The sequence below is a fragment of the Comamonas avium genome (assembly GCF_014836675.1).
Lineage (GTDB): Bacteria > Pseudomonadota > Gammaproteobacteria > Burkholderiales > Burkholderiaceae_C > Comamonas > Comamonas avium.
The window spans coordinates 548,298-570,391 of record NZ_JACSQK010000002.1 but is presented as its reverse complement, the minus strand read 5'-3'; the positions used below and the strand labels follow the sequence as shown (position 1 = coordinate 570,391).

Sequence of the window (22,094 nt, the reverse complement as noted above, 5' to 3'; positions counted from 1 at the left end):
TCGCCTTCAAACGCCCACGCTTATCGGCTGTATCTTTTTAAAGAAACATCCCAAAAATCTCTTCTTGGAACTTAACCCCGCTGCGATCAGCGAAGCCTTGTATTGTAGCACGCTTTTCAGCGTGCGTTTCTAAAAAACTTTAGAAACTTTCCGCTAGAAGCAGCACTGCTGAACTAGCGAAGACTTGCATTGTACATCGTTTTGAAGCTCTGCAGAAATTCCTGCAAAAAACTTTTCAGCGACTTGCGCAGAAAACTGCACTGCACTAGCAAGGGAGCGAACTATAGCACCGTTTGGCCAGCTTTTTAGAAAAATCCTTTTCATCCAAAACCTTCAAGAAGGCTTTGGATAAGGCAGCGCTTTGCGCTGCCTTGGATAATGGAGGCAACATGGCACTCATTACCTTAATAGACGCACAGCTCGCATTCGGGCATGTGGCACTGCTGGATCACACCAGTTTTTCTCTGGAAACCAATGAACGCGTTGGACTGATCGGGCGCAATGGCACCGGCAAGTCTTCGCTGTTGAAAATCCTGGCCGGCATGGCACATGCAGACGATGGCACGTTACAAGTGCAAACAGGCGTTCGCATTGCTTATGTAGCGCAAGAGCCCAATCTGAACCCAGAGCACACGGTCTTTGAATCGGCCTCTGAAGGTTTGGCAGAGGTGGCGGCCATCCGTGACCTGTATCTGTCGGGGGCGGATGATGTGGATTTGGATGCATTGCAGTCACGCATTGAGGCGCAGGACGCCTGGAACTGGGAGCAGCGCGTAGAAGAGGCGCTGCAGCGCCTGCACTTGAACCCGGAAGCGAAGGTCAGCAGCCTGTCTGGCGGTGTGCGCAAGCGCGTGGCACTGGCGCAGGCGCTGGTGATGCAGCCTGACGTATTGTTCCTTGACGAGCCAACCAATCACCTGGATCTGGATTCGATTGAATGGCTGGAAGGTCTGCTCAAAGAGTTCAAGGGCTCGATCGTGCTGATTACCCACGACCGCTCTTTCCTGGACAACGTGGCAACACGCATTGTGGAGCTGGACCGTGGTCGCCTGATGTCTTTCCCTGGCAACTTCAGCGCCTATGTGACCAACAAGGCGGAGCAACTGGCACAAGAAGCAGTGATCAACGCAAAGGCAGACAAGCTGCTGGCGCAAGAAGAAGTCTGGATTCGCAAGGGAGTTGAAGCTCGACGCACCCGGGCCACGGCCCGCATTGTGCGTCTGCAGGAGCTGCGCTCCGAACACGCAGCCCGTCGCAATGCCCAAGGCAGTGTGAAGATGGATGTGAGCAGTGGCGAGAAAAGCGGCAAGCTGGTCTCTGAGCTTACCCATGTGAGCAAGGCTTTTGGCGACCGTGTGATCGTGGACGACTTCAGCGCCACCATTTTGCGCGGCGACAAGATTGGCTTGCTGGGCGCCAACGGTGCCGGCAAGACGACCCTGCTCAAACTCATCTTGGGGCAATTGCAACCCGATGCGGCACCTGCCAATGCACCCGCACCTGAGCCGGGCGAAAGCCCCTGGGGCACCGTGCGCCAAGGCGCCAATATCACCGTGGCCTATTTTGACCAGATGCGCAATGCGCTGGATCTGGACGCTACGCTGGAGGATTTCATCAGCCCTGGCAGCGAGTGGATTGAAATTGGCAACCAGCGCAAGCATGTCAAGAGCTATCTGGGTGACTTCCTGTTCTCGCCTGCGCGTGCGAACTCGCCGGTGCGCAGCCTGTCGGGTGGTGAGCGCAATCGTTTGCTGCTGGCCCGTCTGTTTGCCCGCCCAACCAATGTGCTGGTGCTGGACGAACCCACGAACGATCTGGACATCGATACGCTGGAGCTGCTGGAAGACTTGCTGCAAAACTATGACGGCACGGTGTTCCTGGTGAGCCACGACCGCACGTTCCTGGATAACGTGGTGACCAGCACGATTGCCGCAGAAGGTAATGGCAAGTGGCGCGAGTACGAAGGCGGTGTGCAGGACTGGCTGGTTCAGTCCAAGCGCGCCAAGGCACTGCAAGATCAAGCAGCCAAGAAGGGCGCAGGCAAGCCATCTGCCAAAGAAACAGCTGTCGCACCCGCTGCAGCAGCTGTGCCTGCAGCGGTGGCCAAGCGCAAACTCAGCTACAAAGAACAGCGAGAGCTGGAGCTGCTGCCTGAACAGATTGCTGCGCTGGAAGCAGAGCAAGCAGAAATCCGCAAGACGCTGGAAGACGGCACGCTGTACGCCCAGGACAATGCCCGCGCCATGCAACTGCATGCCCGTGATGGTGAGATTGATGAGGCCTTGCTGCAGGCACTAGAGCGCTGGGAAAGTTTGTCGGCTTAAAACGAAAAACAAAAAAAAGGAGCTGCCAGCGCCCTTGCATCAACAGTTTCAAATAGTTTTCTATCTGAAACTGTTGCTTGTAAAGCGCTAGCAGCTCCTTTTTTGTTTGCTTTAGATGCGGTGGCGTACGTCTGGCGATGCGCGCAGCTTGGTCAGCAATGCGGGGGCGATCTGTGTGAGTGGCAGCACTTCATCGGCCGCACCATGGGCGATGGCTTCGCGTGGCATGCCAAAGACGATGCAGCTGGCTTCGTCTTGCACGTAGTTGTAGCTGCCCGCATCTTTCATCTCGCGCATGGCGGCAGCACCATCGGCGCCCATGCCGGTCAGCATGACGCCGGTGGCATTGCGCCCGGCAAACTGCGCCACGGACTTGAAGAGCACCTCAACCGATGGCTTGTGGCGATTGACGGGAGGAGCCTGCTCGTCGACCACCGCCACATAGTTGGCGCCGCTGCGCGAGATGGCGAACTGCTTGCCGCCCGGTGCAATGTAGGCGTGGCCGGGCAGCAGGCGTTCGCCATTGCTGGCCTCTTTCACGGTGATCTGGCACAGGCTATCGAGCCGTGCGGCAAAGCTGGTGGTAAAGCCGGGCGGCATGTGCTGGGTGATGACGATGGCGGGCGCATCGGCAGGCATGTTCGTCAGCACCTCTTTGATGGCTTCGGTGCCGCCGGTGGATGCACCAATGGCAATCAACTTTTCCGTAGACAGCTTGCCCAGCAAAGTAGCACTGCTGAAGGCCGGTCGCGCCGTGGCTGCGGTGCCGGTATCAGTGGCTGTGGCTGCGGGCTTGACCATGCGGTGCACATGCGCAGAAGCAGCAATGCGAATTTTGTCCACGATCTCGGTGGACAGCTGGCTCAAACCATTGGCCACGCCCACGCGGGGTTTGGAGACAAAATCCACCGCGCCCAGCTCCAGCGCGCGCATGGTAATTTCTGCGCCACGCTCGGTCAGCGTCGAAATCATCAGCACGGGCATGGGGCGCAGACGCATGATGCGGCCCAGGAAATCGATGCCGTCCATCTTGGGCATTTCGATGTCCAGAGTGATCACGTCCGGGTTGAGCTCACGAATCATTTCACGCGCAACCAAGGGGTCGTTTGCGGTGCCTATGCACTCCATGTCTGGCTGGCGATTGATGATTTCTGCGAGCAGGCTGCGCACCAGCGCAGAGTCGTCCACCACAATCACCCGGGTCTTTCGGTTCATTTTCTATTCAGCCTCTCTCAAAACAGGTCCACGCTGCCGCCTGCGTTGGTCTTGGCCAACTGTGCAGCACTGCCGCGCGAACGCTCTTGTTCCACCAAAGTCTCAGGGTGCGCATGGGCCAAACGTTTGACCATGGCCTTGCCTGTGGCGGGAAAATACACCACCTTGCGAGGATAAATGTCCAGCACGTCTTCCGAGACGATAGGAATCCGCTCTGTCTGCAAATACTGGGTCACGAAGTCGGTGTTGCGCTCACCGACGTTCATGGTCGTGAAGTTGGCCATCACCTGACCACCTCCAAAAATTTTGGCCTGCATGGTTTCGCGCCGTGCACCCAGCTTGATCATTTCATTGATCAGCAACTCCATTGCGTATGACCCGTAGCGCCCGCTGACATCGGTGCTGTCACCCTCGGGCAGCATGAAATGGTTCATGCCACCGATGTTCAAGGTGCGATCCCACAGGCAGGCAGCAATGCAGGAGCCGAGCACGGTGCAGATCACCATGTTCTCGCCAGTCACAAAATACTCGCCTGGCAACACCTTGACGGCGTTGTACTGAAAGTGGTGATCAAAATAAAAGAAAGAAGCCTCTCCTGGCTTGCGCGAGCGGCTGCGCAGCATGTCCAGCGACGCTGGCGGTGCGGGCACCAGCGGCGCAGACCGGCTAGCCCAAGGTGCGTTGGTGCCCTTCAGCGCCACGTGTGGTTGGGGATTCATGGCTGGGCCTTGATCGTCCTGCCAAGGCAGTGAGTGCGGATAAAGGCCATTTAAATACGCTCGTACACCGTTTTGCCACGCAAGATAAACAGGTCACGTGATTCGCTGAAATTTTCTGCGTGCCCCACAAACAGCAGCCCCCCGGGCTTCATCACCCGGTGAATGCGCTCGAGCACTTTGCGCTGCGTGGCTGCATCAAAGTAGATCATGACGTTGCGGCAAAACACAATGTCAAACGGTTCCTTGAACGGCCAGTCGTCACGAATCAGGTTGACCTGCAAGAAGTCGATCATGCGTCTCAGCTCAGGCTTGACGCGGACCATTCCCGCATTAGAAGCCTTGCCGCGCATGAAAAATCGGTGCAATCGCTCCTGACTGAGGCTTTTGACGTTCTCCATCCGGTAGACGCCGTTGGAGGCCGTGTTGAGCACCTTCGAGTCAATATCGCTGGCCGTCAATTTGAAGTTGGCGTTGGCACCCAAGGCTTCCTGTGCAGTCAGCACGATGGAGTAAGGCTCCTCGCCCGTCGAGGCCGCATTGCACCACACACGCCACGGTGTGCTGGCGGGCTTGCTCTTGAGGTGCTGCGCCAAGATATCGAAATGGTGCTGCTCTCTGAAGAACGAGGTCAGGTTGGTGGTGAGCGCATTCACAAACTCCTGCCACTCGTGCGCATCACCCTGCTTTTCCAGCCACGTCAGATACTCGTCAAAGCTTTCGTGGCCAGTCTCTCGCAGACGGCGCGAGAGGCGGCTGTAGACCATGGCGTGCTTGCCATCGTGCAGGCTGATCCCTGCATGCTTATAAATCAGCGCCTGCACACGAACGAAGTCCGATGACGCCCAGGTGAACTCTCGACCTTGGTTCATAGGCCCGCCCCCTGAACCAAGCACGGAGTCGGAGAGTTGATCGGTTTGACGCATGGATATTTACAACCAAAGTGCACGCGAAGAGGCTACGCGAAAAAACTAAACAGCCCTGCGCATGGCGGACTACCAAAAGGCGTTGCCGCGACTTATTCCGCAGGAGCGACCAAGCCCATATCCACATTGGACATTTGCTTTTCAATGTCCAGCAGGATCAGCATACGATCGCCCACCGAGCCCAGGCCCAGAATGCAGCCGCTGTCAATGGCGCTTTCAATATCGGGTGCGGGGCGGATGGCTTCGGGGGCCAGAGCCATCACGTCGCTGACGGAGTCCACCACGATGCCGACCACGCGATTGCGCAGGTTCAAGATGATGACCACCGTAAAGCTGTTGTATTCCACTTCCGAGCAGTTGAACTTCAAGCGCATGTCCACAATCGGCACAATCGTGCCGCGCAGATTCACCACGCCTTTGATGAACTCCGGCGCGTTGGCAATGCGTGTCGGCTGTTCATAGCCACGGATTTCCTGCACCTTGAGAATGTCGATGCCGTACTCCTCATCGCCCAGACGGAAGGTGAGGTACTCGCGAGCGCCTGAAGCTTTGCTCTCTGCATTCTTTCCCATGATGTTCATTGCTTTCTCCTAAATCGGTGGACCTTTGAAGACGCCTTCAGAACCACCAAAAATTATCGTTTAACTGATGGCCCGAAGTAGCCCTGCGCTACCTCTGAGCCACTTGGTTTGTTTTTAACGCGCCCGGCGGACCAAGCTATTGGTATCCAAAATCAGTGCCACAGTCCCGTCACCCAGAATCGTTGCGCCAGAGACGTTGGGCACCTTGCGGTAATTGCTCTCAAGGTTCTTGACCACCACCTGGTGCTGGCCCAAGAGCTCATCGACCAGCAACGCCACACGCATGCCGTCGGACTCCACCACGACCATGATGTCACTGCGATTGCTGCCTTCACCGCGCGGTACACCAAAGACCCGCTCCAGCCCAATCACAGGCATGTATTCGTCACGCACCTTGACCAGTTGCGAGCCCTGGGTCACGGTGCTGACATCGGCCGCGTTGACCTGGAATGACTCCACCACCGATGACAGCGGCAAGATATAGACCTCGTCACACACACCAACGGACATGCCATCCATGATGGCCAGCGTCAGGGGCAGGCGGATCGATACACGCATGCCAACGCCTTCAACGGAGTCAATTTCTACCGAGCCGTTGAGCGCCGCAATGTTCTTGCGCACCACGTCCATGCCCACACCACGGCCTGAGACGTCGGTGACCACATCGGCCGTCGAGAAGCCAGGAGCAAAAATCAGCATCCAGACTTCACTGTCAGGCATGCTGTCGGAGACATCCATGCCGCGCTCACGGGCCTTGCGCAGGATCTTCTCGCGGCTCATGCCCTTGCCGTCATCGCGCACCTCAATGACGATAGAGCCCCCCTGGTGCGAAGCCGCCAGCGTCAGCGTGCCCACTTCAGACTTGCCTGCCTTGATGCGGTCTTCGGGCATTTCAATGCCATGGTCCAGGCTGTTACGCACCAAGTGGGTCAATGGGTCGGTGATTTTTTCCACCAGCCCCTTGTCCAGCTCGGTCGCCTCTCCTTGCGTGACCAAATTGATCTTCTTGTCCAGCTTGTTCGCCAAATCACGCAGCATGCGCGGAAAGCGGCTGAACACCGTCGACATGGGAATCATGCGGATAGACATGACTGCTTCTTGCAAGTCACGGGTGTTGCGATCCAGATCTGCCAGCCCAGCAAGCAGCTGCTGGTTGGCTGAAGGATCCAATGCCCGGCTGTTTTGCGCCAGCATGGCTTGAATGATCACCAGCTCGCCAGCCAGATTGATCAGCTGGTCTACTTTTTTCACATCCACACGAATGCTGGTGGACTCCATCTGAGCCATGTTGGGCCGTGTCGCCGCCTTGGCTGCGCTGCCCGCGGGTTTGATGGCTGGGGCACCTGGAGCACCTTCAAAAATGCCATAAGCCTCCCCTTCAGGGAGCAAAGCCGGGCTCAGATGCTCGGTTTCTGGCACCGCAGCAGCGGTCGCCGCCTCCGGTGTCGCAACGGATGCAACGGTTGCCACTGCGGCAGCGGCAGCAGGAGCCGTAATCTGGACCTGCTCCTTGGCGACGTGGAAAGCCATCAAATCCAGGAGGTCATCGTCCGTGGAGTGCGTCTGCACTGCAAACAAGCGCGTTTGCGGTTCATCACAGGGCAGATCCTCGATGTCTCCCAGACCGGGAATATCGCGAAACAGCTCTTTAATGGCATCTACCGACTCCAGCACCTCGACAGGTCCAATCTTGATCTGGAGCTGACGCAAACCGCCGGGAACGGCTGCTGCAGGGGCGGGTGCAGACTCTGCCACCAAGACGGGCTGTGCCACAACCGCTGGAGCCTGTGCAGGCGCTGGCGCCGGAGCTTCTCCGCCTTCACCAGCGGCCAGGCGGCTGATGCGAGCCACCAGATCCGCTGTTGGCATGACTTCACCTTCACCACCAGCCTGATGGCGCGCCAAAAGGCTGCGCGAGGCGTCTGCAGATTCCAGCAGCACATCCACCATTTCGGGGACAGGCGTGATCTCATGGCGACGCAGGCGGTCCAGCAAGGACTCCATCTTGTGCGTCAGCTCAGCAACGTCCGAAAAACCAAAAGTTGCAGAGCCACCTTTGATCGAGTGCGCACAACGGAAAATTCCGTTGAGTTCTTCGTCATTGGCTTCGTTCAGGTCCAGATTGAGCAGCATCTGCTCCATCTGGTCGAGGTTCTCACCGGCTTCTTCAAAGAAGATCTGGTAGAACTGGGTCAGGTCGAAATCGGCTTCTGCCCCGCCTTGATGTGTATCCGCCATTTGGGTTCCTATCTTTTTCCTAGCATCCGCTTGAACTGGTGTTAGCGAATCACCTTCTGCAATACTTCAATCAGACGGTTGGGATCAAACGGTTTCACCAGCCAACCCGTCGCGCCTGCGGCTTTGCCCGCTTGCTTCATCTGATCGCTGGACTCAGTGGTCAAAATCAGAATGGGCGTGTTTTTAAAGCGGGGGTGCTCACGCAGGCGGCGTGTCAGGCCAATGCCATCTAAGCGAGGCATATTCTGGTCAGCCAGCACCAAATCAACGTGCTGCGCTTCGGCTTTTTCCAGGGCGTCCATTCCGTCCACCGCTTCGACCACTTTGTAGCCGGCCCCTGCCAAGGTGAAGGAGACCATTTTTCGCATGGATGGTGAGTCATCAACAGCGAGGATCGTATGCATGTAAAGCTCCAACGGACTTTTAAGTTTTGAATGTATTCAGGCTCTAGAGATCAAAACAGTTCGATCGAACCGGCATCCATCTCGCTTTGCGTGACTGGATTGGGCCGCTCTGGCTGAATGGACATGACTGGCGCTTCCAATTCGTCTTCTTCACGCCCCATGGTTTCCGACGCTAAGCGGAAAGCACACCCCTGCAAAACCCGTGTCGTGTGCCCAATCAGCTGAGTCGCCATATCGTGGAACTGCAATTCAGTGACCGCACTGCGCAAAGCGGTACGGGCGGCATCCAGCCCTGGGTCATCGGCAATGCCATTGCCGGAAAGCAATACATTGGCTTCGCCAAATCGTTCCAGCAAATTGGTCGTGGCATGATTGAGCAAGCCCTCCAAACGGTGCAAGTCCCGCATGACGACCAACAGGGAATCCTGTAATTCGGCCGCAACCATGACAGGCACCTGAACGACAGGTTCTGCTGCAGGTATTTGCGTTGGTTGCATCGTTTCTCCAAGATGGTGGAACCGCAGCATGTCTTCCAGACACGAAAGCAGCCAGTCCGGCTGCCGTCGCTTGCCATGAGCTGTGACTCATGGCATGAAGGAATCCACACCCCGAAAAGTTTGTTCCAAGATGTTTCCAATGATAGCGCCCTCCGCGCTTGCTAATCCAACAGATAAGCCCCTGCTTGTACTTCACCTTGAAGATTCAAAAGCAGACCAACGGTTGGCGGAAATCACTTTACGCAAGGCAGCTATCGCTTGCGAGATCATTTGCACCGACAGTCTGGAGACTTTTTTCGACCTGCTTGAAGCACACACTTTCGACCTGGTCCTGGCCGATTACCACCTGGTGGGCTTCACAGCGCTGGACGCCTGGGACAAAGCGCGCGCACTGCCCAAGTGCCCTCCTTTTCTTCTTTTATCGGGCGCCATTGGAGAGACAGCCGCTGTAGACGCTATCCGCCAAGGCATTGCGGACTACTTGCTCAAAGACGATATGTCGCGCCTGCCCCATGTGCTCTTGCGCACGCTGGAGGTGCATGAAGCGCTCCGCGCCAAGGAGCATGCCATGCTTGAACTAGCCCGCTCTGAGCGCCAGCTGGCAGAACTGACCGAGCACCTGCAGCAGTCGATCGAGCAGGAGCGGGCCGCCATTGCACGGGAGATCCATGACGACATCGGCGGTTCATTGACGTCCGTCAAATTCGATCTCTCATGGATTGGCCGAAATGCGACAGCCCCCGAGGTCCAGAACCATGCCCACGCTGCACTGGACATGCTTGACCATGCCCTGGGTGCCAGCCAGCGCATCATGATGAACCTGCGCCCGCCCGTGCTGGATCAGGGGCTGGTTGCCGCTGTGCAGTGGCTGGCAGAGAATTTTGAGCGCCGCACGGGCATCGTGACTCGATTAGATGCCCCTGCCCACATTGACGTGCCAGCCGACATTCAGGTGGTGGCCTATCGCACCGCCCAGGAAGCTTTAACCAACGTGGGCAAGTACGCACAAGCCTCCATGGTGCACATTGACTTATCCAATACAGAAGGCCACCTCACTTTGGAAGTGCGCGACAACGGTTGCGGCATTTCCCTTGAGCAGCGCAGCAAACCCAAAGCTTTTGGTCTGCGCGGTCTGGCTGAGCGGGCTCGCACAGTGGGTGGCTGGCTGGATATAAGCAGTCAAGTCGGAAAAGGCACAAGCATTATTGTTTCCGTGCCACTCACGTAAGATGCTGCACCAAGAGGCCGAAAAAAGGGAGCACGCTTGATTGATGTTGTGATTTGCGACGACCACGCCGTTTTGCGCCGGGGCATTCGCGACACGCTGTCTGAGGTCACCGACATTCAGGTACACGGTGAGGCCGCAGGCTACACCGAACTACGCGACGTATTGCGCAACACCCCTTGCGACGTACTGCTGCTGGACATCAATATGCCGGGGCGCAATGGCCTGGAAGTGCTCGTCAGCGTGCGCGAGAGCTACCCCGACATTAAAGTGCTGATGGTCTCCATGTACCCTGAAGACCAATACGCGCTGCGCAGCCTCAAGGCAGGTGCACACGGCTATGCCAACAAGGCTGGTGACCCCCTGCAACTGATCGAGGCCGTGCGCACCGTGAGCATGGGCCGCAAGTTCTTGACCCCGGAAGTGGCCCAGATGCTGGCAGACAGTCTGGCGCAGCCCAGCCCTGAGGCACCGCACGAAACCCTGTCTGAGCGAGAAATGCAAACCCTGCAAAAAATGGCCAGCGGCAAACGCCTGACCGATATTGCAGAAGAGCTGATGCTCAGCCCCAAAACTGTCAGCGTGTACCGCGCGCGGGTGCTTGAAAAGCTGCAACTGAGCAACAACGCAGAGTTGACGGTTTACGCCATTCGCAACAATCTGGTCTAAAACAATAGCTTCCAGCGCATAAGGCAAAAGGACTTCAGCATGTTTAGTGCCTGAAGTCCTTTTACCTTATGCGCCAGGCGCTCTTATTTTTTCTGAGTTTATAAAAAACCACCACCAAAAACGGACAGCGTGCGCTCAATCAGGCTAAGGAACGGCTGCTCCATCATCGGCAAGGTAGCGGTAATACCGAGCATGCCCACCGTCAGCGTGACCGGAAAACCCACCGCAAACACGTTCATTTGTGGCGCGATCCGGGCAATCACGCCCATGACCAGATTCACAAACAGCAACAACGCCATCATGGGCAACGCAATCCACAGGGCGCTGGAGAAAACCGCACTGCCCAGCTCGTGCAAACGCATTTGTGCCACGGCTTGCAGAAAAGAGCCGTCGACTGGAAAAACCTCAAAGCTCTTGATCACGGCCATCAGCACAAACAGATGTCCGTTCACCACAATGAAAAACAGCGTGAAGATCTGCACCAAGAAGCGCGACACCGCGCTCAGCTGCGCGCCGCTGGTGGGGTCAAAGAACGAGGCGAAGCTCAATCCCATCTGCAAGCCAATGGCTTCACCCGCCACTTCCATGGACGCAATCACAAGGCGCGCGCTAAAGCCAATCGCCAAGCCAATGCCCACTTGCTGAATCACGCATGTCAATGCCTCGGGGGAATTGACTGCCACCATGGGCTGATCCAGCACCGCCTGGGCGCACACGGCCACCAAAAAGGCCAGCCCCACCTTGACGCGCATGGGAATGGCTTTTTGCGAAAAAACCGGTGCAGCGGTGAACATGGCCAGGGTGCGCAAGAACGGCCAGATAACGGGCGACAGCCACGCCATCAACTGCTCTTCTGAGATACCAATCACGCTAGAACCCTCAGCAAACTGTGCCGCCTTAGCCCAGCGCGTTGGGAATGTTCTCGATCGTGCGGCGGATAAAGTCCACCACCGTACTCAACATCCACGGCCCGGCAATTGCAAACACCAATACAGCTGCAACCAGCTTGGGCACAAAGGACAAGGTGTTTTCATTGATCTGCGTAACCGCCTGAAAAATACTGACCACCAGGCCCACAGCCAAGACCGTCAGCAGCACAGGCAGCGAAATCATCAACAAGAGCGTGAGCGCCTCACGCCCGAAAGTCAGCACCATCTGAGGAGTCATGACACAAACCTTTCAGCGCTAAATGGCAAAACTGGCGGCCAGCGAGCCTACCAGCAGATTCCAGCCATCAGCCAAGACAAACAGCATGATCTTGAAGGGCAAGGCCACCAGCACGGGCGACAGCATCATCATGCCCAGAGACATCAGGATGGAGGAGACCACCATGTCGATGATCAAGAACGGGATAAAGATCATGAAGCCGATCTGGAACGCCGTCTTCAGCTCGCTGATTACAAAAGCTGGCACCACCACGCGAAACGGTGCATCTTCAATCTGCGTGCCGGGCTCCAGCTTGGCCAGACGCGCAAACAGGGCGTAATCCGTCTGGCGTGTCTGGCGCACCATGAAATCGCGCATGGGTGCTTCGGCCTTCTTTACCGCCTCTTCAAACTGCATGGTGTTCTTGCTGTAAGGCAAATAGGCCTCCTGGTACACACGGTCCAGCGTCGGCCCCATGACAAACAGCGTCAAAAACAGCGACAGGCCGATGATCACCTGATTGGGCGGTGCAGACTGCGTGCCCAGCGCCTGACGCATCAAGCTCAAGACAATCACGATGCGGGTAAAGCCCGTCATCATCAGCAAAATAGCGGGCAAAAACGACAGTGCCGTAAAGAACAGCAAAGTCTGAATAGGCACCGAGAAACTGTTGCCACCCGAGCCAGAGCCCACAAGCAAAGGCAGACTGGGCGCAGAAGTTTGCGCCCAAGCGGCTGCCGGCATCAAGCAAAAAGCCGCCAAAGCGGCGGCCGGTGCAGCCCAGTGGGCTTTGGAGGCAAGAAAGCCTAATCGCATGCGAGCTCTCATGGTTGCGGAGGTTGCACCGTCTCTTGGGCTTGCGCCATCGCACCCGAGAAACTGATGGGCGCGGGCTGCGCAGACGCGGGCTGCCCCAACACGTGCAGACAATGAACATTGTGGGCAGTCACGCCCAACACCAAGCAGGTTTTGTGTGCACCTTGCCCCACCTCTACCGTGACCACACGCTGACTGGGGCCCACCGCCACCGATGCCAGCACTTGCGCACTGACAGCAGAACCCGTGCGGGCTATTTGCTGGCGCTGCTGCCAGCGCTTGAGCAACCAGGGCAACGTCGCCAAGGCACCGATCATGATGAGCAGCACCAGCAGCGAGGAGGTAAAGCTGGCGCTACCCACGGCTGACGCGGCGCAGGCGCTCAGAAGGGGTGACCACGTCCGTCAGGCGAATACCGAACTTGTCGTTCACAACCACCACCTCGCCTTGGGCGATCAGGTAGCCGTTGACCAGCACGTCCATGGGTTCGCCCGCCAAAGCGTCCAGCTCGACCACCGAGCCTTGTGCCAGTTGCAGGATGTATTTGATGGGCACCTTGGTGCGACCCAGCTCGACAGACAGCTGCACTGGAATATCCAGCACCATGTTGATGTCGTTCACGGGCACTTCTGTACCAGCTGCACCCGTGTTGTAGGTGGGATTACCAGACAAGGGGCCGCCTTGCTCAGCGTCCAGGGTGGCTTGCCCGTCGTCGGTGGTTTTTTGCTCTTCTAAAGCTTCGGCCCAATCCGAGAAAGGGTCATCACCAGAAACGCTGTCGTTGTTGTTAGGGTCAGTTGCCATTCTTATCTCCGGTCCAATTCGAGTCTACGCCGCGCAGACACTGCTCAATGCGAACGGCGTATTTGTTGTTGTGCGTACCGTACTGGCATTCAAACACTGGCACACCGCCAATCGATGCACGAATACGGGGCTGACGATCCAGCTCAATAAAGTCACCAGGCTTCATGGCCAGCATTTGCTCGACCGTTGCATCTGCACGGGCAAGCTCAGCCACCAGGGTCACCTCGGCCGATTGAATTTCTCGCGTCAGCACTTTGACCCAGCGGCGATCCACCTCAATCGAGTCGCCTTGTGTTGACGAATACAGGATGTCGCGGATCGGCTCCATGGTTGCATAGGGCATGCAAATATGGATAGAGCCAGATACATCACCAATTTCCAGCTGAAACGCGGTCGACACCACGATTTCACTGGGCGTGGCAATGTTGGCGAACTGGGGCTGCATTTCCGAGCGCTGATAAGCCAGCTCCAGCGGGTAGATGCCATGCCATGCTTTTTTGTACTCATCGCTGATCACGTCCACCAGACGATTGATCACACGCTGCTCGGTAGCAGAAAAATCTCGACCCTCAATACGTGTTTGCAAGCGGCCAGCGCCACCGTACAAGGTATCGATGATGCCAAACACCAGTGATGGCTCACACACAATCAAACCATTGCCGCGCAACGGCCGAATGGCCACGATATTGAAATTGGTAGGCACCGCCAGCCGGCGCAGAAAAGCGCTGTAGCGCTGCACACTGACCGTACCGACCGAGACTTCAGGGCTGCGGCGGATAAAGTTAAACAAGCCAATGCGGAAATTGCGCGCAAAACGCTCATTCACAATTTCCATGGTGGGCATACGCCCACGCACGATGCGCTCCTGGCTGGAAATGTCGTAATTGCGGACTGAGCCTTCATCCACCTCTTCGGCATCGGATTTCTGGCGCTCGCCCGTTACCCCTTCTAAAAGGGCATCTACTTCCTCTTGCGACAGAAAAGAATCACTCATACCAATGAATCCTTGCGCTTATTGAATGATGAAGCTGGAAAACAGCACACGGCGTACCACGTTGCCACCACGGCGACGGGGGCGCTCGGCCTCTTCCTCCGCTGGTGCCGCTGTGGCACCCATGCCCAGAGGGCGCGTCACTTCGCGCAAGATATCGGCAGCCAGTTTTTCTTTGCCTTCGCGCAGTAGCAGCTCATCCGCCGTACGTTGCGAAACCAGCATCAACACGCCATTGCGAATGCTGGGCATGTATTGCTTGATTAACGTCGCAGTGGCTTCGTCTTGCAGCTCCAGCGTAATGCCGATCTGTGCGAAACGATCACCGCCTTGGTCTGCCAAATTCACCACCATGTTCTCAAGGGGCAAAAAGGTCGGCACTACAGAGACGGCCTTGGCCGATGACTCTTCACCGTCACCATAAGGGTCATCGTGCGATTTATTGGCTGTAAACAGCAGCACCGCTGCAGCAACGACAACGAGCAAGGCGACCACGGCACCGATAACGATCAATTTCTTGCTCTTGGCTTGTGCCGGAGCGGCGGCAGAGTTGGTTGCGGCCACGTTGTTTTCCTTGATGGATATAAGAAAGTTTGTTTCACCAAACTTGGGCTGAGCCTGCACTCAGCGCTTGTGCTTGCGCATGCAACACAGTCATAGGCTCATTATTGGCTGAATAGCGCGAAATCATAGCCAGAATAAAAGGCTCAAACAGCCGGTAAACAAATCGTCTGAGCTTCTCTGACAGCCCATGCGCTGCGCAAGGCGCGCATGAACATGTCGATCTTAGGCGTACAAATCCAAACCCTGCGCACGCTGGGGGCGCGTTGACGCAACTTCAGCAACGGGAACCGCCACTTGCGCATGCTGTGCTGGCCCACCCTGCCAGGGACCCGACGAGGCCTGCTGGCCTGAAGATTGCTGCTGCCCGCGGTCATCGGCCTGCACCGACACACCCGCCAGTTGCACACCCTGCTGCTCCAGCATTTCTCGCAATTGCGCCACACTGGCATCCAGCATCTCACGGGTCTGGGCCTGATCGGCACGGAAAGTCACGTGCGCCTCATTGCCACGCACACTCACCTGCACGCGCACAGCCTGCCCATCTTTATCCAAGACGACTTCGGCACGCTGCTGTTTGCCCTGCAGCCAAAAGCGCATGTCTTCAACCGGCGCATCGGCTTGCGCTTCGAATGCGGCATCTTGGGTTTGCTGCGTCTCCTGCACGGAATTTTCAGTGAGCCTTGTCCCACTACCCTGCCCTGCAGACAGCCACTCAGCCGCGGCGCCAGCGCTCTTGCCTTCAACACGCTCTGTCGCCTTGGGCTGTACCCCGGCGCTGGCCGCAGCCCACTGCTCAATCTGCCCCATCACCCGATGCAATGCAGGATTGGCCATGGCTTGGGGATCTTCCAGTTTCCACGCCCCTTGCAAAGCAACACGGCCCTCGCTGGCCTGATCGGTCTTCAAGCCTTCGGTCACCGCCTGCGCCACAGACTCAGCAACGTCTGCAGCTTGCGCAAGCAACGCCGATGCTGCCGCCATCGCAGTCTTGGCATCTGCCTCGACAGGGGCATTCAAAGCAGACTGAACCCCGGCAGCCACGGTGGCTACGCTCTGACCCAGAGCCACATTGGGCTGTGCACCCCACATCAAATTATTTGTCAGGACACCCGCCAGACCCGCGTCCTGCCTGGCCTGAAGGAAGCTGCCGTCTTGCAAGGCGGCATCGGCGTCTGAAACATCCAAACGCTGGGTCTGCCCCACCAGGCTGTCCAAACCCCATGCGCCTTGCAGCAGCTCCAGCCCTGGCACATAGGTTGCGTCACTCAAGGGCAACGTGTCGGTATCCATGCCGGCCAGCGCAGACATATTTCCGACTTGCAACGCTTGCGCAAGATCGCCGCCTTCACTTTGCGCACCTTTGAGCAGCTTGGAGAAAGCGGGCGCAGACACCTGCCCGTCTTTGGCTTCTTTGGGTTTTTCTGCCTTATCTGCCAGCTGCGACTTGGCAGCCGCAGGGGCTGTGGTTTGCTGAATGGCCATGGTTTATGCCTCTTGGAATTGCATTCCGAAAGTGCGCCCGATGAACTGCAAAGCTGCGCGCTCATCGGTCTGTTTCTGTTCACGGCGCATTTGCGCCAAAGCGATGTCACGCCGGCGGGTTTCCACTACTTTATTCAAGCTGCTCAATCGCAGCTCAGCTGCCATCAGGCCTTTTTGCGAGGCTTCCAGGCGAATGGCTTGATCCGCTACAACCTTGGTCTGCAAATCGATGGCATGCTGCAGACGCTCCATGAACTGCCGATGGTGAAACATCACCTCTGGTTTCATTGCAGCACCCTCGCTGGCACCCCAGCGCTGCTGCATTTCACTGGCGTAATTGTCGAGCTGCTCCATCTGGGATTTCGCCGCATCGCAGGCGCGCTGACGCTCACGCAGCGCCTGACGCGCTTCGTCTCGTTTACGTACAGCCATTTCAATGGCAATCATCAAAGCATTGAGCGACGACATCCACATCCCTCTCGTTGTCTATTACAGCTAATTCAAAACCGCAGCCATCTCCGCCAGCGACTGCTCCATCGAAGCAGACTCAAACATGGTTTGCTGTAGGAAATTGGCCATTGCTGGCTGCAGCCGTATGGCCTCATCCACCTGCGGATCGGAGCCGTTGGCATAAGCTCCTACTTGTATCAAATCTTTGCTTTTTTGATAGCGCGAATAGACGGCTCTAAAGCGTCTAGCTAACTCGAAGTGCTCGCGACTGACCACGTTGTGCATCACCCGCGATGCCGATTGCTCAATGTCAATTGCCGGGTAATGGCCTTGCTCGGCCAGCGCACGCGACAAGACGAAGTGACCGTCCAGAATGGCGCGCGACGCATCCGCAATCGGGTCTTGCTGGTCATCGCCTTCTGACAGCACGGTGTAGAACGCGGTGATGGAGCCCACACCATTCAAGCCATTGCCGCTGCGCTCAACCAATGCCGGCAGTTTGGCAAAACACGATGGTGGATAGCCTTTGGTAGCCGGAGGCTCGCCAATAGCCAGCGCAATTTCACGCTGGGCCTGGGCATAGCGGGTGAGCGAATCCATGAGCAGCAGCACATGCTTGCCCTGGTCCCGGAAATACTCCGCAATCGCGGTGGCGTAGGTGGCACCTTGCATGCGCAGCAGCGGCGGCGCATCAGCGGGCGCCGCAACGACCACGGCACGCGAACGATCCTGGACACCCAGGATGTCTTCCACAAACTCTTTAACTTCTCGGCCACGCTCACCGATCAAGCCCACCACGATCACGTCAGCCTGGGTGTAACGCGCCATCATGCCCAGCAGCACCGATTTACCCACACCCGAGCCCGCAAACAGGCCCAAACGCTGGCCACGGCCTACGGTCAGCAAACTGTTGATTGCGCGCACGCCTGTATCCAGGCTTTCGCGCACCGGCGCGCGTTCCATGGCATTGATCGGCTCGCGATCCAGTGTCTGCGCCACCACATCGACCAGATCACCAACGTGATCCAGCGCAAAGCCTTGCGAGTCCACCACACGACCGAGCAAACCATTGCCCATGGGCAGACGCAACAAGCCTTTGGCCAGTGAAGGTGCTTCGGTGTCACCAAACCGCAGGGGCGAGACAAATGGCTCGGCAGGCGTGACGGTGGCTCCGCAAGACAGCCCTTGAATGTCACCCGCAGGCATCAAGAACGCTTTGTCGCCAGCAAAGCCAACCACCTCGGCCAAAATGGGCTCCCCACCGGGCATTTGCAAATGGCATTGCGAACCCACAGGCACACGCAGGCCGCTGGCCTCCAGCACCAGTCCCGTCAAGCGGGTCAGCGTGCCATGGCTGTGCAATGGCATGGGCTGGTTCACCCGCTCACTGCCCACACGCAGCATGTCCTGAAGCTGCGCGATGGTAGAGGTGAAGGGGGCGTTGTCAATTGCCATGGTTCGCACCTTCGTACCACGTGGACACCAAGCCCAGCGCTGCCACAGCACGCTGCCAGCGGCGCTCCAGGCTGCCATCAATTTGCGCGCCCTGGCTCTCTACCAGGCAGCCGCCCACAGCCACGCTGGGGTCTGCCAGCCATTCCACTTTGGGATTAGGCAAAGCCGCACGCAAATGTGTTTCCATCTGCTTGAAGTCTTCGGGGTTCAAGCGCACCAGCGCCGGCTTGGTCTCCGCACCCAGCATATCCAGCGCTTCACTCACCACAGGCTGCAGAGCCTGGGGATTGCAACGCAGCTCCTGGCGCACCACCTGGCGTGCAATATCGGTAGCCAGCTGCAGCAGATCGGGGGCCATTTGCTGCTGCAGCCCCTGCAGGGACGATTGCGCCGCGTGCAGTACTTCGTTCAAACGCTGCGCAGTGTCACGCCCCAGATTGTTCTGGTAATCGGCCATGCGCGCCTGCCATTCCTGGCCAGCCTGCTGCTGGCCTTGCTCCAACCCTTGCTGGTAGGCCTCCTGGCGCGCCTGCTCCAGTTGCTGATGCAGCTCTTGCTCAGAAAAAACAGGTGCTGCAGGCGGCGTTTCTTCAGCCACCGTTTCTGGCGGCAATTCTTCCAGCACTTCATCTACCGCAATGTCTGGAGCCTCTTGCGCCACAGGCAGCAAAGCTGGATCCATTGTCATTTCCGGCATCGCAGAAAAACCCTTGCGCGCGCCACTGCTCACACCACCAAAGCGCCACTGGCGAACACGTTGGTTGTCAATTTCTTCGCTGGGAATAAAACGTGTCATATGCGTCTAATCATCAAATCTCTGGCGGGCTTCAGACAAAGCTGTCTTCCGGGCCACCGCCCAGCGTGATCTGGTTCTCGTCGGCCAATCGACGCACCACCTTGAGAATTTCTTTTTGCTGGGCCTCGACCTCGGACAGGCGCATGGGGCCACGGGCATCCAGGTCTTCGCGCAGTGCAGCGGCCGCACGCATGGACATATTGGCCAGAATCTTGTCGCGCACTTCCATCGAACCGCCCTTGAGCGCAACGATGAGCGTCTCGGACGCCACTTCGCGCATCACCAGCTGCAGCGACCGGTCGTCCAGCTTGACCAGGTCGTCGAACACGAACATCTTGTCCATGATCTTTTGTGCCAGATCTGCGTCGTAGTTGCGGATGGTGTCCAGCACGGCCACATCAGAATTGCCACCCAGCAAGTTGATCATTTCCGCGGCCGTCTTCACGCCACCCAGTGAGGTCTTGCGAATCTTGTCGCCACCCGCCAGCACCTTGTAGAGCACTTCGTTCAGGTCTTTCAGCGCCGAAGGCTGAATGCCTTCCAGCGTGGCCACACGCAGCACCACTTCGCTGCGCATGCGCTCGGGCAGTTGCATCAGCACAGCGGCAGCCTGGTCATATTCCAGATGTACCAAGATGGCCGCCACTATCTGCGGGTGCTCGTTGCGCAGCAGCTCCGCCACCGACACAGGGTCCATCCATTTGAGGCTTTCAATGCCGGATACGTCGCCGCCTTGCAAAATACGATCCAGCAGCAAGGCCGCCTTGTCGTCACCCAGGGCACGGCGCAGCACTGCTTTGACATAGTCGCTGGCGTCTTCCACCAGCAGACTCTGGGCCGCGCAATCATCTGTAAAGCGCGCAATCACAAAGTCCACTTTCTCTTTGGAAACACCGCGCATGCGCGCAATGGTCTCGCCGAGCTTTTGTACTTCTTTGGGCGACAGGTGTTTGAAGACCTCGGCTGCCTCTTCCTCACCCAGGGACATCAGCAAAATGGCAGCGTCGTTCAGACCTCGATCATCCATAACAAACTCTTTGTGTTCCGTAGATAGTTAAGCGCACGTTGTCAGGACTTAGTGGCTGTTCTCGCCATTGACCCACGTCTTGACGATATTCGCCACGGCGATCGGATTCTGTTTGGCCAGCGCACGGGCTTGCTCCAAACGCAACTCTTCCACTGTGGGCTCTCCGGGCTTGGCCGGTGGTGCCAGCGCCGGGCGCTCCAGCTCTTCGGCTTCCAGCAGATCCAGCTGCTGCGCCAGCTCTTTCTTCTTGCGCGCCTTGAGCATGGGTCGCACCACACCAAACATCAAAATCAAAGCAGCCAGAACCAGGCCTACGGGCCACAGCACAGACTTGACCAATGCCAGGGTTTCGGGCTGCTGCCACACCGGCAGATCCGAGGCCAGACGCAGCTCCTGCTGGAAAGGCGTGTTCATGAGGTTGACCGAATCGCCGCGCTCAGCACTGAAACCAATGGTCTCGCGCACCAAGGCCAGCATTTGCGCTTGCTGCGCCTCTGACATGGCCTGCGGCAAGGCTGCCGCACCTGGCTCCACCGGGGTACCTGGCAGGTAATTGACCACCACAGCCGCTGTCATGCGCTTGATAGACCCCGTGCTGTTGCGTGTCACTCGAACCGTCTTATCCACTTCGTAGTTGGTGACCGATTCACGCTTGCTGCCAGGAATCGTCAAGATATTGGTGTTCTGACCATTGGCAGCCTGCAGTGTTTGCGCAGCGCCATTGATCGGTGCAGCAGCCGTCTGGGGTGGCTGGTTACTGGTTGCACCAGGCACACCTGTCGGGGGCACAGGTTCTTTTTCACCGGTAGCTTCCAGCACCTGCTGGCTTCGCACCGCGCTAGCTGCCTGACCCTGGTTGGGGGCATGCAACTCAGACGTGGACTCCGAGCGCGAGAAATCCAGTTCCGCAGTCACTTGGGCCTTGACATTACCCTTACCAACCACGGGCTCCAAAATATCCAGAATGCGCTGTGTGTACTGCTTTTCCAGCTGTTGCTGGTACATCAGCTGCTGCACATTCACCGGGCTTTCATCTGGGTTGGTGGTTTGCGAGAGCAGCTTGCCAGAGTCATCCAGCACGCTCACTGCACTGGGCACCATTTCTGGAACGCTCGAAGCAATCAAATGCACGATGCCGGCAATCTGCGTGCGGTCCAGCATGCGGCCGGGGTACAGCGTCAGCAGCACCGAAGCCGAAGGCTTTTGCTGCTCACGGAAAAAACCATTCTGATTGGGCAATGCCAGATGCACGCGGGCGTTTTGCACCGCAGACAAACCGAGGATCGAGCGTGTCAGCTCGCCCTCCAGCCCACGCTGATAGTTCACACGTTCCTGAAACTGTGTGATGCCAAACTTGCTGGCCTCCATGATCTCAAAGCCCGAGACTGCGCCCTTTGGCAAGCCCTGCGTAGCCAGCTTCAATCGCACATCGTGGATTTTGTCTGCGGGGATCATGATGGCGCCGCCACCTTCGGTGTACTTGTAGGGCACATTCATGGTGGTCAGCTGCGCCACGATCGCACCACCGTCTTTGTCACTCAAATTGGTGAACAGCACACGGTAATCAGGCTGACGGCTAAACATCAAGGCAGCCACCAAACCAGCCACAACCAGAGCGGCCACCGCGCCAATCATGATGCGCTGGTTGCGGTCGAGACTTGCTACCCGCTGCGGCCATGCGCTGAGGCTTGTGGCGGGCGGAGTTTGTGCAACAGGAATTTCGGCAACAGCAGACATGTTCTTTCCAGATGGAGTGCTTGGGCTCGAC

23 protein-coding genes are annotated in these 22,094 nt (G+C 57.5%); 3 read left to right on the top strand and 20 right to left on the bottom strand.

The window, feature by feature from the left end; all coding sequences use genetic code 11:
- Window positions 1-389: 389 nt before the first annotated feature.
- Window positions 390-2,324 carry an ATP-binding cassette domain-containing protein gene (locus tag H9646_RS05280; protein ID WP_191722272.1) on the top strand — a complete coding sequence of 645 codons (1,935 nt, stop codon included), beginning with the start codon at window positions 390-392 and terminating at the stop codon, window positions 2,322-2,324.
- Between the two features lie 111 nt (window positions 2,325-2,435).
- Here the strand turns inward: H9646_RS05280 and H9646_RS05275 are convergent, their stop codons facing one another.
- The 7 genes from H9646_RS05275 to H9646_RS05245 form a co-directional block, all read right to left on the bottom strand.
- Entirely contained in the window at window positions 2,436-3,539 is a 1,104-nt protein-coding gene (locus tag H9646_RS05275) for a protein-glutamate methylesterase/protein-glutamine glutaminase (RefSeq protein ID WP_191722271.1), read from the bottom strand.
- 17 nt (window positions 3,540-3,556) lie between these two features.
- Window positions 3,557-4,258, bottom strand: coding sequence for a chemoreceptor glutamine deamidase CheD (gene cheD, locus H9646_RS05270; protein WP_191722270.1), 702 nt, complete (start codon window positions 4,256-4,258; stop codon window positions 3,557-3,559).
- 50 nt (window positions 4,259-4,308) lie between these two features.
- Window positions 4,309-5,181: a CheR family methyltransferase gene (locus tag H9646_RS05265; RefSeq protein WP_191722269.1), complete on the bottom strand. Its 873-nt coding sequence runs from the start codon at window positions 5,179-5,181 to the stop codon at window positions 4,309-4,311.
- 92 nt (window positions 5,182-5,273) lie between these two features.
- Window positions 5,274-5,762: a chemotaxis protein CheW gene (locus tag H9646_RS05260; RefSeq protein ID WP_191722268.1), complete on the bottom strand. Its 489-nt coding sequence runs from the start codon at window positions 5,760-5,762 to the stop codon at window positions 5,274-5,276.
- A gap of 114 nt (window positions 5,763-5,876) precedes the next feature.
- Window positions 5,877-8,000, bottom strand: coding sequence for a chemotaxis protein CheW (locus tag H9646_RS05255; protein ID WP_191722267.1), 2,124 nt, complete (start codon window positions 7,998-8,000; stop codon window positions 5,877-5,879).
- Window positions 8,001-8,041: 41 nt separating this feature from the next.
- On the bottom strand, window positions 8,042-8,404 hold the full coding sequence (locus H9646_RS05250) for a response regulator (protein WP_191722266.1): 363 nt from the start codon (window positions 8,402-8,404) through the stop codon (window positions 8,042-8,044).
- A gap of 50 nt (window positions 8,405-8,454) precedes the next feature.
- Window positions 8,455-8,901: a hypothetical protein gene (locus H9646_RS05245; RefSeq protein ID WP_191722265.1), complete on the bottom strand. Its 447-nt coding sequence runs from the start codon at window positions 8,899-8,901 to the stop codon at window positions 8,455-8,457.
- 139 nt (window positions 8,902-9,040) lie between these two features.
- On the opposite strand from H9646_RS05245, the gene H9646_RS05240 reads away from it, so the two are divergent.
- Entirely contained in the window at window positions 9,041-10,129 is a 1,089-nt protein-coding gene (locus tag H9646_RS05240) for a hybrid sensor histidine kinase/response regulator (RefSeq protein WP_191722264.1), read from the top strand.
- A gap of 36 nt (window positions 10,130-10,165) precedes the next feature.
- Entirely contained in the window at window positions 10,166-10,795 is a 630-nt protein-coding gene (locus H9646_RS05235; protein WP_191722263.1) for a response regulator, read from the top strand.
- A 98-nt stretch (window positions 10,796-10,893) separates the two neighbouring features.
- Here the strand turns inward: H9646_RS05235 and fliR are convergent, their stop codons facing one another.
- From fliR to fliF, 13 genes are all read right to left on the bottom strand, one after another.
- Window positions 10,894-11,664: a flagellar biosynthetic protein FliR gene (fliR, locus tag H9646_RS05230; RefSeq protein ID WP_191722262.1), complete on the bottom strand. Its 771-nt coding sequence runs from the start codon at window positions 11,662-11,664 to the stop codon at window positions 10,894-10,896.
- Window positions 11,665-11,692: 28 nt separating this feature from the next.
- Window positions 11,693-11,962, bottom strand: coding sequence for a flagellar biosynthesis protein FliQ (gene fliQ / locus H9646_RS05225; RefSeq protein WP_191722261.1), 270 nt, complete (start codon window positions 11,960-11,962; stop codon window positions 11,693-11,695).
- Window positions 11,963-11,980: 18 nt separating this feature from the next.
- Entirely contained in the window at window positions 11,981-12,757 is a 777-nt protein-coding gene (gene fliP / locus H9646_RS05220) for a flagellar type III secretion system pore protein FliP (protein ID WP_191722260.1), read from the bottom strand.
- Window positions 12,758-12,765: 8 nt separating this feature from the next.
- Window positions 12,766-13,119 carry a FliO/MopB family protein gene (locus H9646_RS05215; protein WP_318244905.1) on the bottom strand — a complete coding sequence of 118 codons (354 nt, stop codon included), beginning with the start codon at window positions 13,117-13,119 and terminating at the stop codon, window positions 12,766-12,768.
- The gene (fliN, locus tag H9646_RS05210; protein WP_191722259.1) at window positions 13,112-13,561 is read right to left on the bottom strand and encodes a flagellar motor switch protein FliN; all 450 of its coding nucleotides are present in this window, start codon (window positions 13,559-13,561) and stop codon (window positions 13,112-13,114) included. Before fliN ends, H9646_RS05215 begins: the two co-directional genes overlap by 8 nt.
- The gene (fliM, locus tag H9646_RS05205) at window positions 13,551-14,555 is read right to left on the bottom strand and encodes a flagellar motor switch protein FliM (RefSeq protein ID WP_191722258.1); all 1,005 of its coding nucleotides are present in this window, start codon (window positions 14,553-14,555) and stop codon (window positions 13,551-13,553) included. The genes fliN and fliM overlap by 11 nt, the downstream gene beginning before the upstream one ends.
- An 18-nt stretch (window positions 14,556-14,573) precedes the next feature.
- A complete protein-coding gene (locus H9646_RS05200) occupies window positions 14,574-15,116 on the bottom strand; it encodes a flagellar basal body-associated FliL family protein (RefSeq protein WP_191722257.1) in 543 nt (180 codons plus the stop codon).
- Between the two features lie 222 nt (window positions 15,117-15,338).
- Window positions 15,339-16,598: a flagellar hook-length control protein FliK gene (locus H9646_RS05195; protein ID WP_191722256.1), complete on the bottom strand. Its 1,260-nt coding sequence runs from the start codon at window positions 16,596-16,598 to the stop codon at window positions 15,339-15,341.
- Between the two features lie 3 nt (window positions 16,599-16,601).
- Window positions 16,602-17,066: a flagellar export protein FliJ gene (fliJ, locus tag H9646_RS05190; protein WP_191722310.1), complete on the bottom strand. Its 465-nt coding sequence runs from the start codon at window positions 17,064-17,066 to the stop codon at window positions 16,602-16,604.
- Between the two features lie 27 nt (window positions 17,067-17,093).
- Window positions 17,094-18,452: a flagellar protein export ATPase FliI gene (gene fliI, locus H9646_RS05185; RefSeq protein ID WP_225214009.1), complete on the bottom strand. Its 1,359-nt coding sequence runs from the start codon at window positions 18,450-18,452 to the stop codon at window positions 17,094-17,096.
- Between the two features lie 40 nt (window positions 18,453-18,492).
- Window positions 18,493-19,299: a FliH/SctL family protein gene (locus tag H9646_RS05180; protein WP_191722254.1), complete on the bottom strand. Its 807-nt coding sequence runs from the start codon at window positions 19,297-19,299 to the stop codon at window positions 18,493-18,495.
- 31 nt (window positions 19,300-19,330) lie between these two features.
- On the bottom strand, window positions 19,331-20,326 hold the full coding sequence (fliG, locus tag H9646_RS05175) for a flagellar motor switch protein FliG (protein WP_191722253.1): 996 nt from the start codon (window positions 20,324-20,326) through the stop codon (window positions 19,331-19,333).
- Window positions 20,327-20,374: 48 nt separating this feature from the next.
- Window positions 20,375-22,063, bottom strand: coding sequence for a flagellar basal-body MS-ring/collar protein FliF (gene fliF / locus H9646_RS05170; RefSeq protein WP_191722252.1), 1,689 nt, complete (start codon window positions 22,061-22,063; stop codon window positions 20,375-20,377).
- Window positions 22,064-22,094: the final 31 nt, after the last annotated feature.

Excerpts from the sequence above, each read along its gene's own strand:
- H9646_RS05280 (WP_191722272.1), top strand. The coding sequence starts at position 390 with ATGGCACTCATTACCTTAATAGACGCACAGCTCGCATTCGGGCATGTG.
- H9646_RS05275 (WP_191722271.1), bottom strand. The coding sequence starts at position 3,539 with ATGAACCGAAAGACCCGGGTGATTGTGGTGGACGACTCTGCGCTGGTG.
- cheD (WP_191722270.1), bottom strand. The coding sequence starts at position 4,258 with ATGAATCCCCAACCACACGTGGCGCTGAAGGGCACCAACGCACCTTGG.
- H9646_RS05265 (WP_191722269.1), bottom strand. The coding sequence starts at position 5,181 with ATGCGTCAAACCGATCAACTCTCCGACTCCGTGCTTGGTTCAGGGGGC.
- H9646_RS05260 (WP_191722268.1), bottom strand. The coding sequence starts at position 5,762 with ATGAACATCATGGGAAAGAATGCAGAGAGCAAAGCTTCAGGCGCTCGC.
- H9646_RS05255 (WP_191722267.1), bottom strand. The coding sequence starts at position 8,000 with ATGGCGGATACACATCAAGGCGGGGCAGAAGCCGATTTCGACCTGACC.
- H9646_RS05250 (WP_191722266.1), bottom strand. The coding sequence starts at position 8,404 with ATGCATACGATCCTCGCTGTTGATGACTCACCATCCATGCGAAAAATG.
- H9646_RS05245 (WP_191722265.1), bottom strand. The coding sequence starts at position 8,901 with ATGCAACCAACGCAAATACCTGCAGCAGAACCTGTCGTTCAGGTGCCT.
- H9646_RS05240 (WP_191722264.1), top strand. The coding sequence starts at position 9,041 with ATGATAGCGCCCTCCGCGCTTGCTAATCCAACAGATAAGCCCCTGCTT.
- fliQ (WP_191722261.1), bottom strand. The coding sequence starts at position 11,962 with ATGACTCCTCAGATGGTGCTGACTTTCGGGCGTGAGGCGCTCACGCTC.
- fliP (WP_191722260.1), bottom strand. The coding sequence starts at position 12,757 with ATGCGATTAGGCTTTCTTGCCTCCAAAGCCCACTGGGCTGCACCGGCC.
- fliN (WP_191722259.1), bottom strand. The coding sequence starts at position 13,561 with ATGGCAACTGACCCTAACAACAACGACAGCGTTTCTGGTGATGACCCT.
- fliM (WP_191722258.1), bottom strand. The coding sequence starts at position 14,555 with ATGAGTGATTCTTTTCTGTCGCAAGAGGAAGTAGATGCCCTTTTAGAA.
- H9646_RS05195 (WP_191722256.1), bottom strand. The coding sequence starts at position 16,598 with ATGGCCATTCAGCAAACCACAGCCCCTGCGGCTGCCAAGTCGCAGCTG.
- fliJ (WP_191722310.1), bottom strand. The coding sequence starts at position 17,066 with ATGTCGTCGCTCAATGCTTTGATGATTGCCATTGAAATGGCTGTACGT.
- fliI (WP_225214009.1), bottom strand. The coding sequence starts at position 18,452 with ATGCTGCGTGTGGGCAGTGAGCGGGTGAACCAGCCCATGCCATTGCAC.
- H9646_RS05180 (WP_191722254.1), bottom strand. The coding sequence starts at position 19,299 with ATGACACGTTTTATTCCCAGCGAAGAAATTGACAACCAACGTGTTCGC.
- fliG (WP_191722253.1), bottom strand. The coding sequence starts at position 20,326 with ATGGATGATCGAGGTCTGAACGACGCTGCCATTTTGCTGATGTCCCTG.
- fliF (WP_191722252.1), bottom strand. The coding sequence starts at position 22,063 with ATGTCTGCTGTTGCCGAAATTCCTGTTGCACAAACTCCGCCCGCCACA.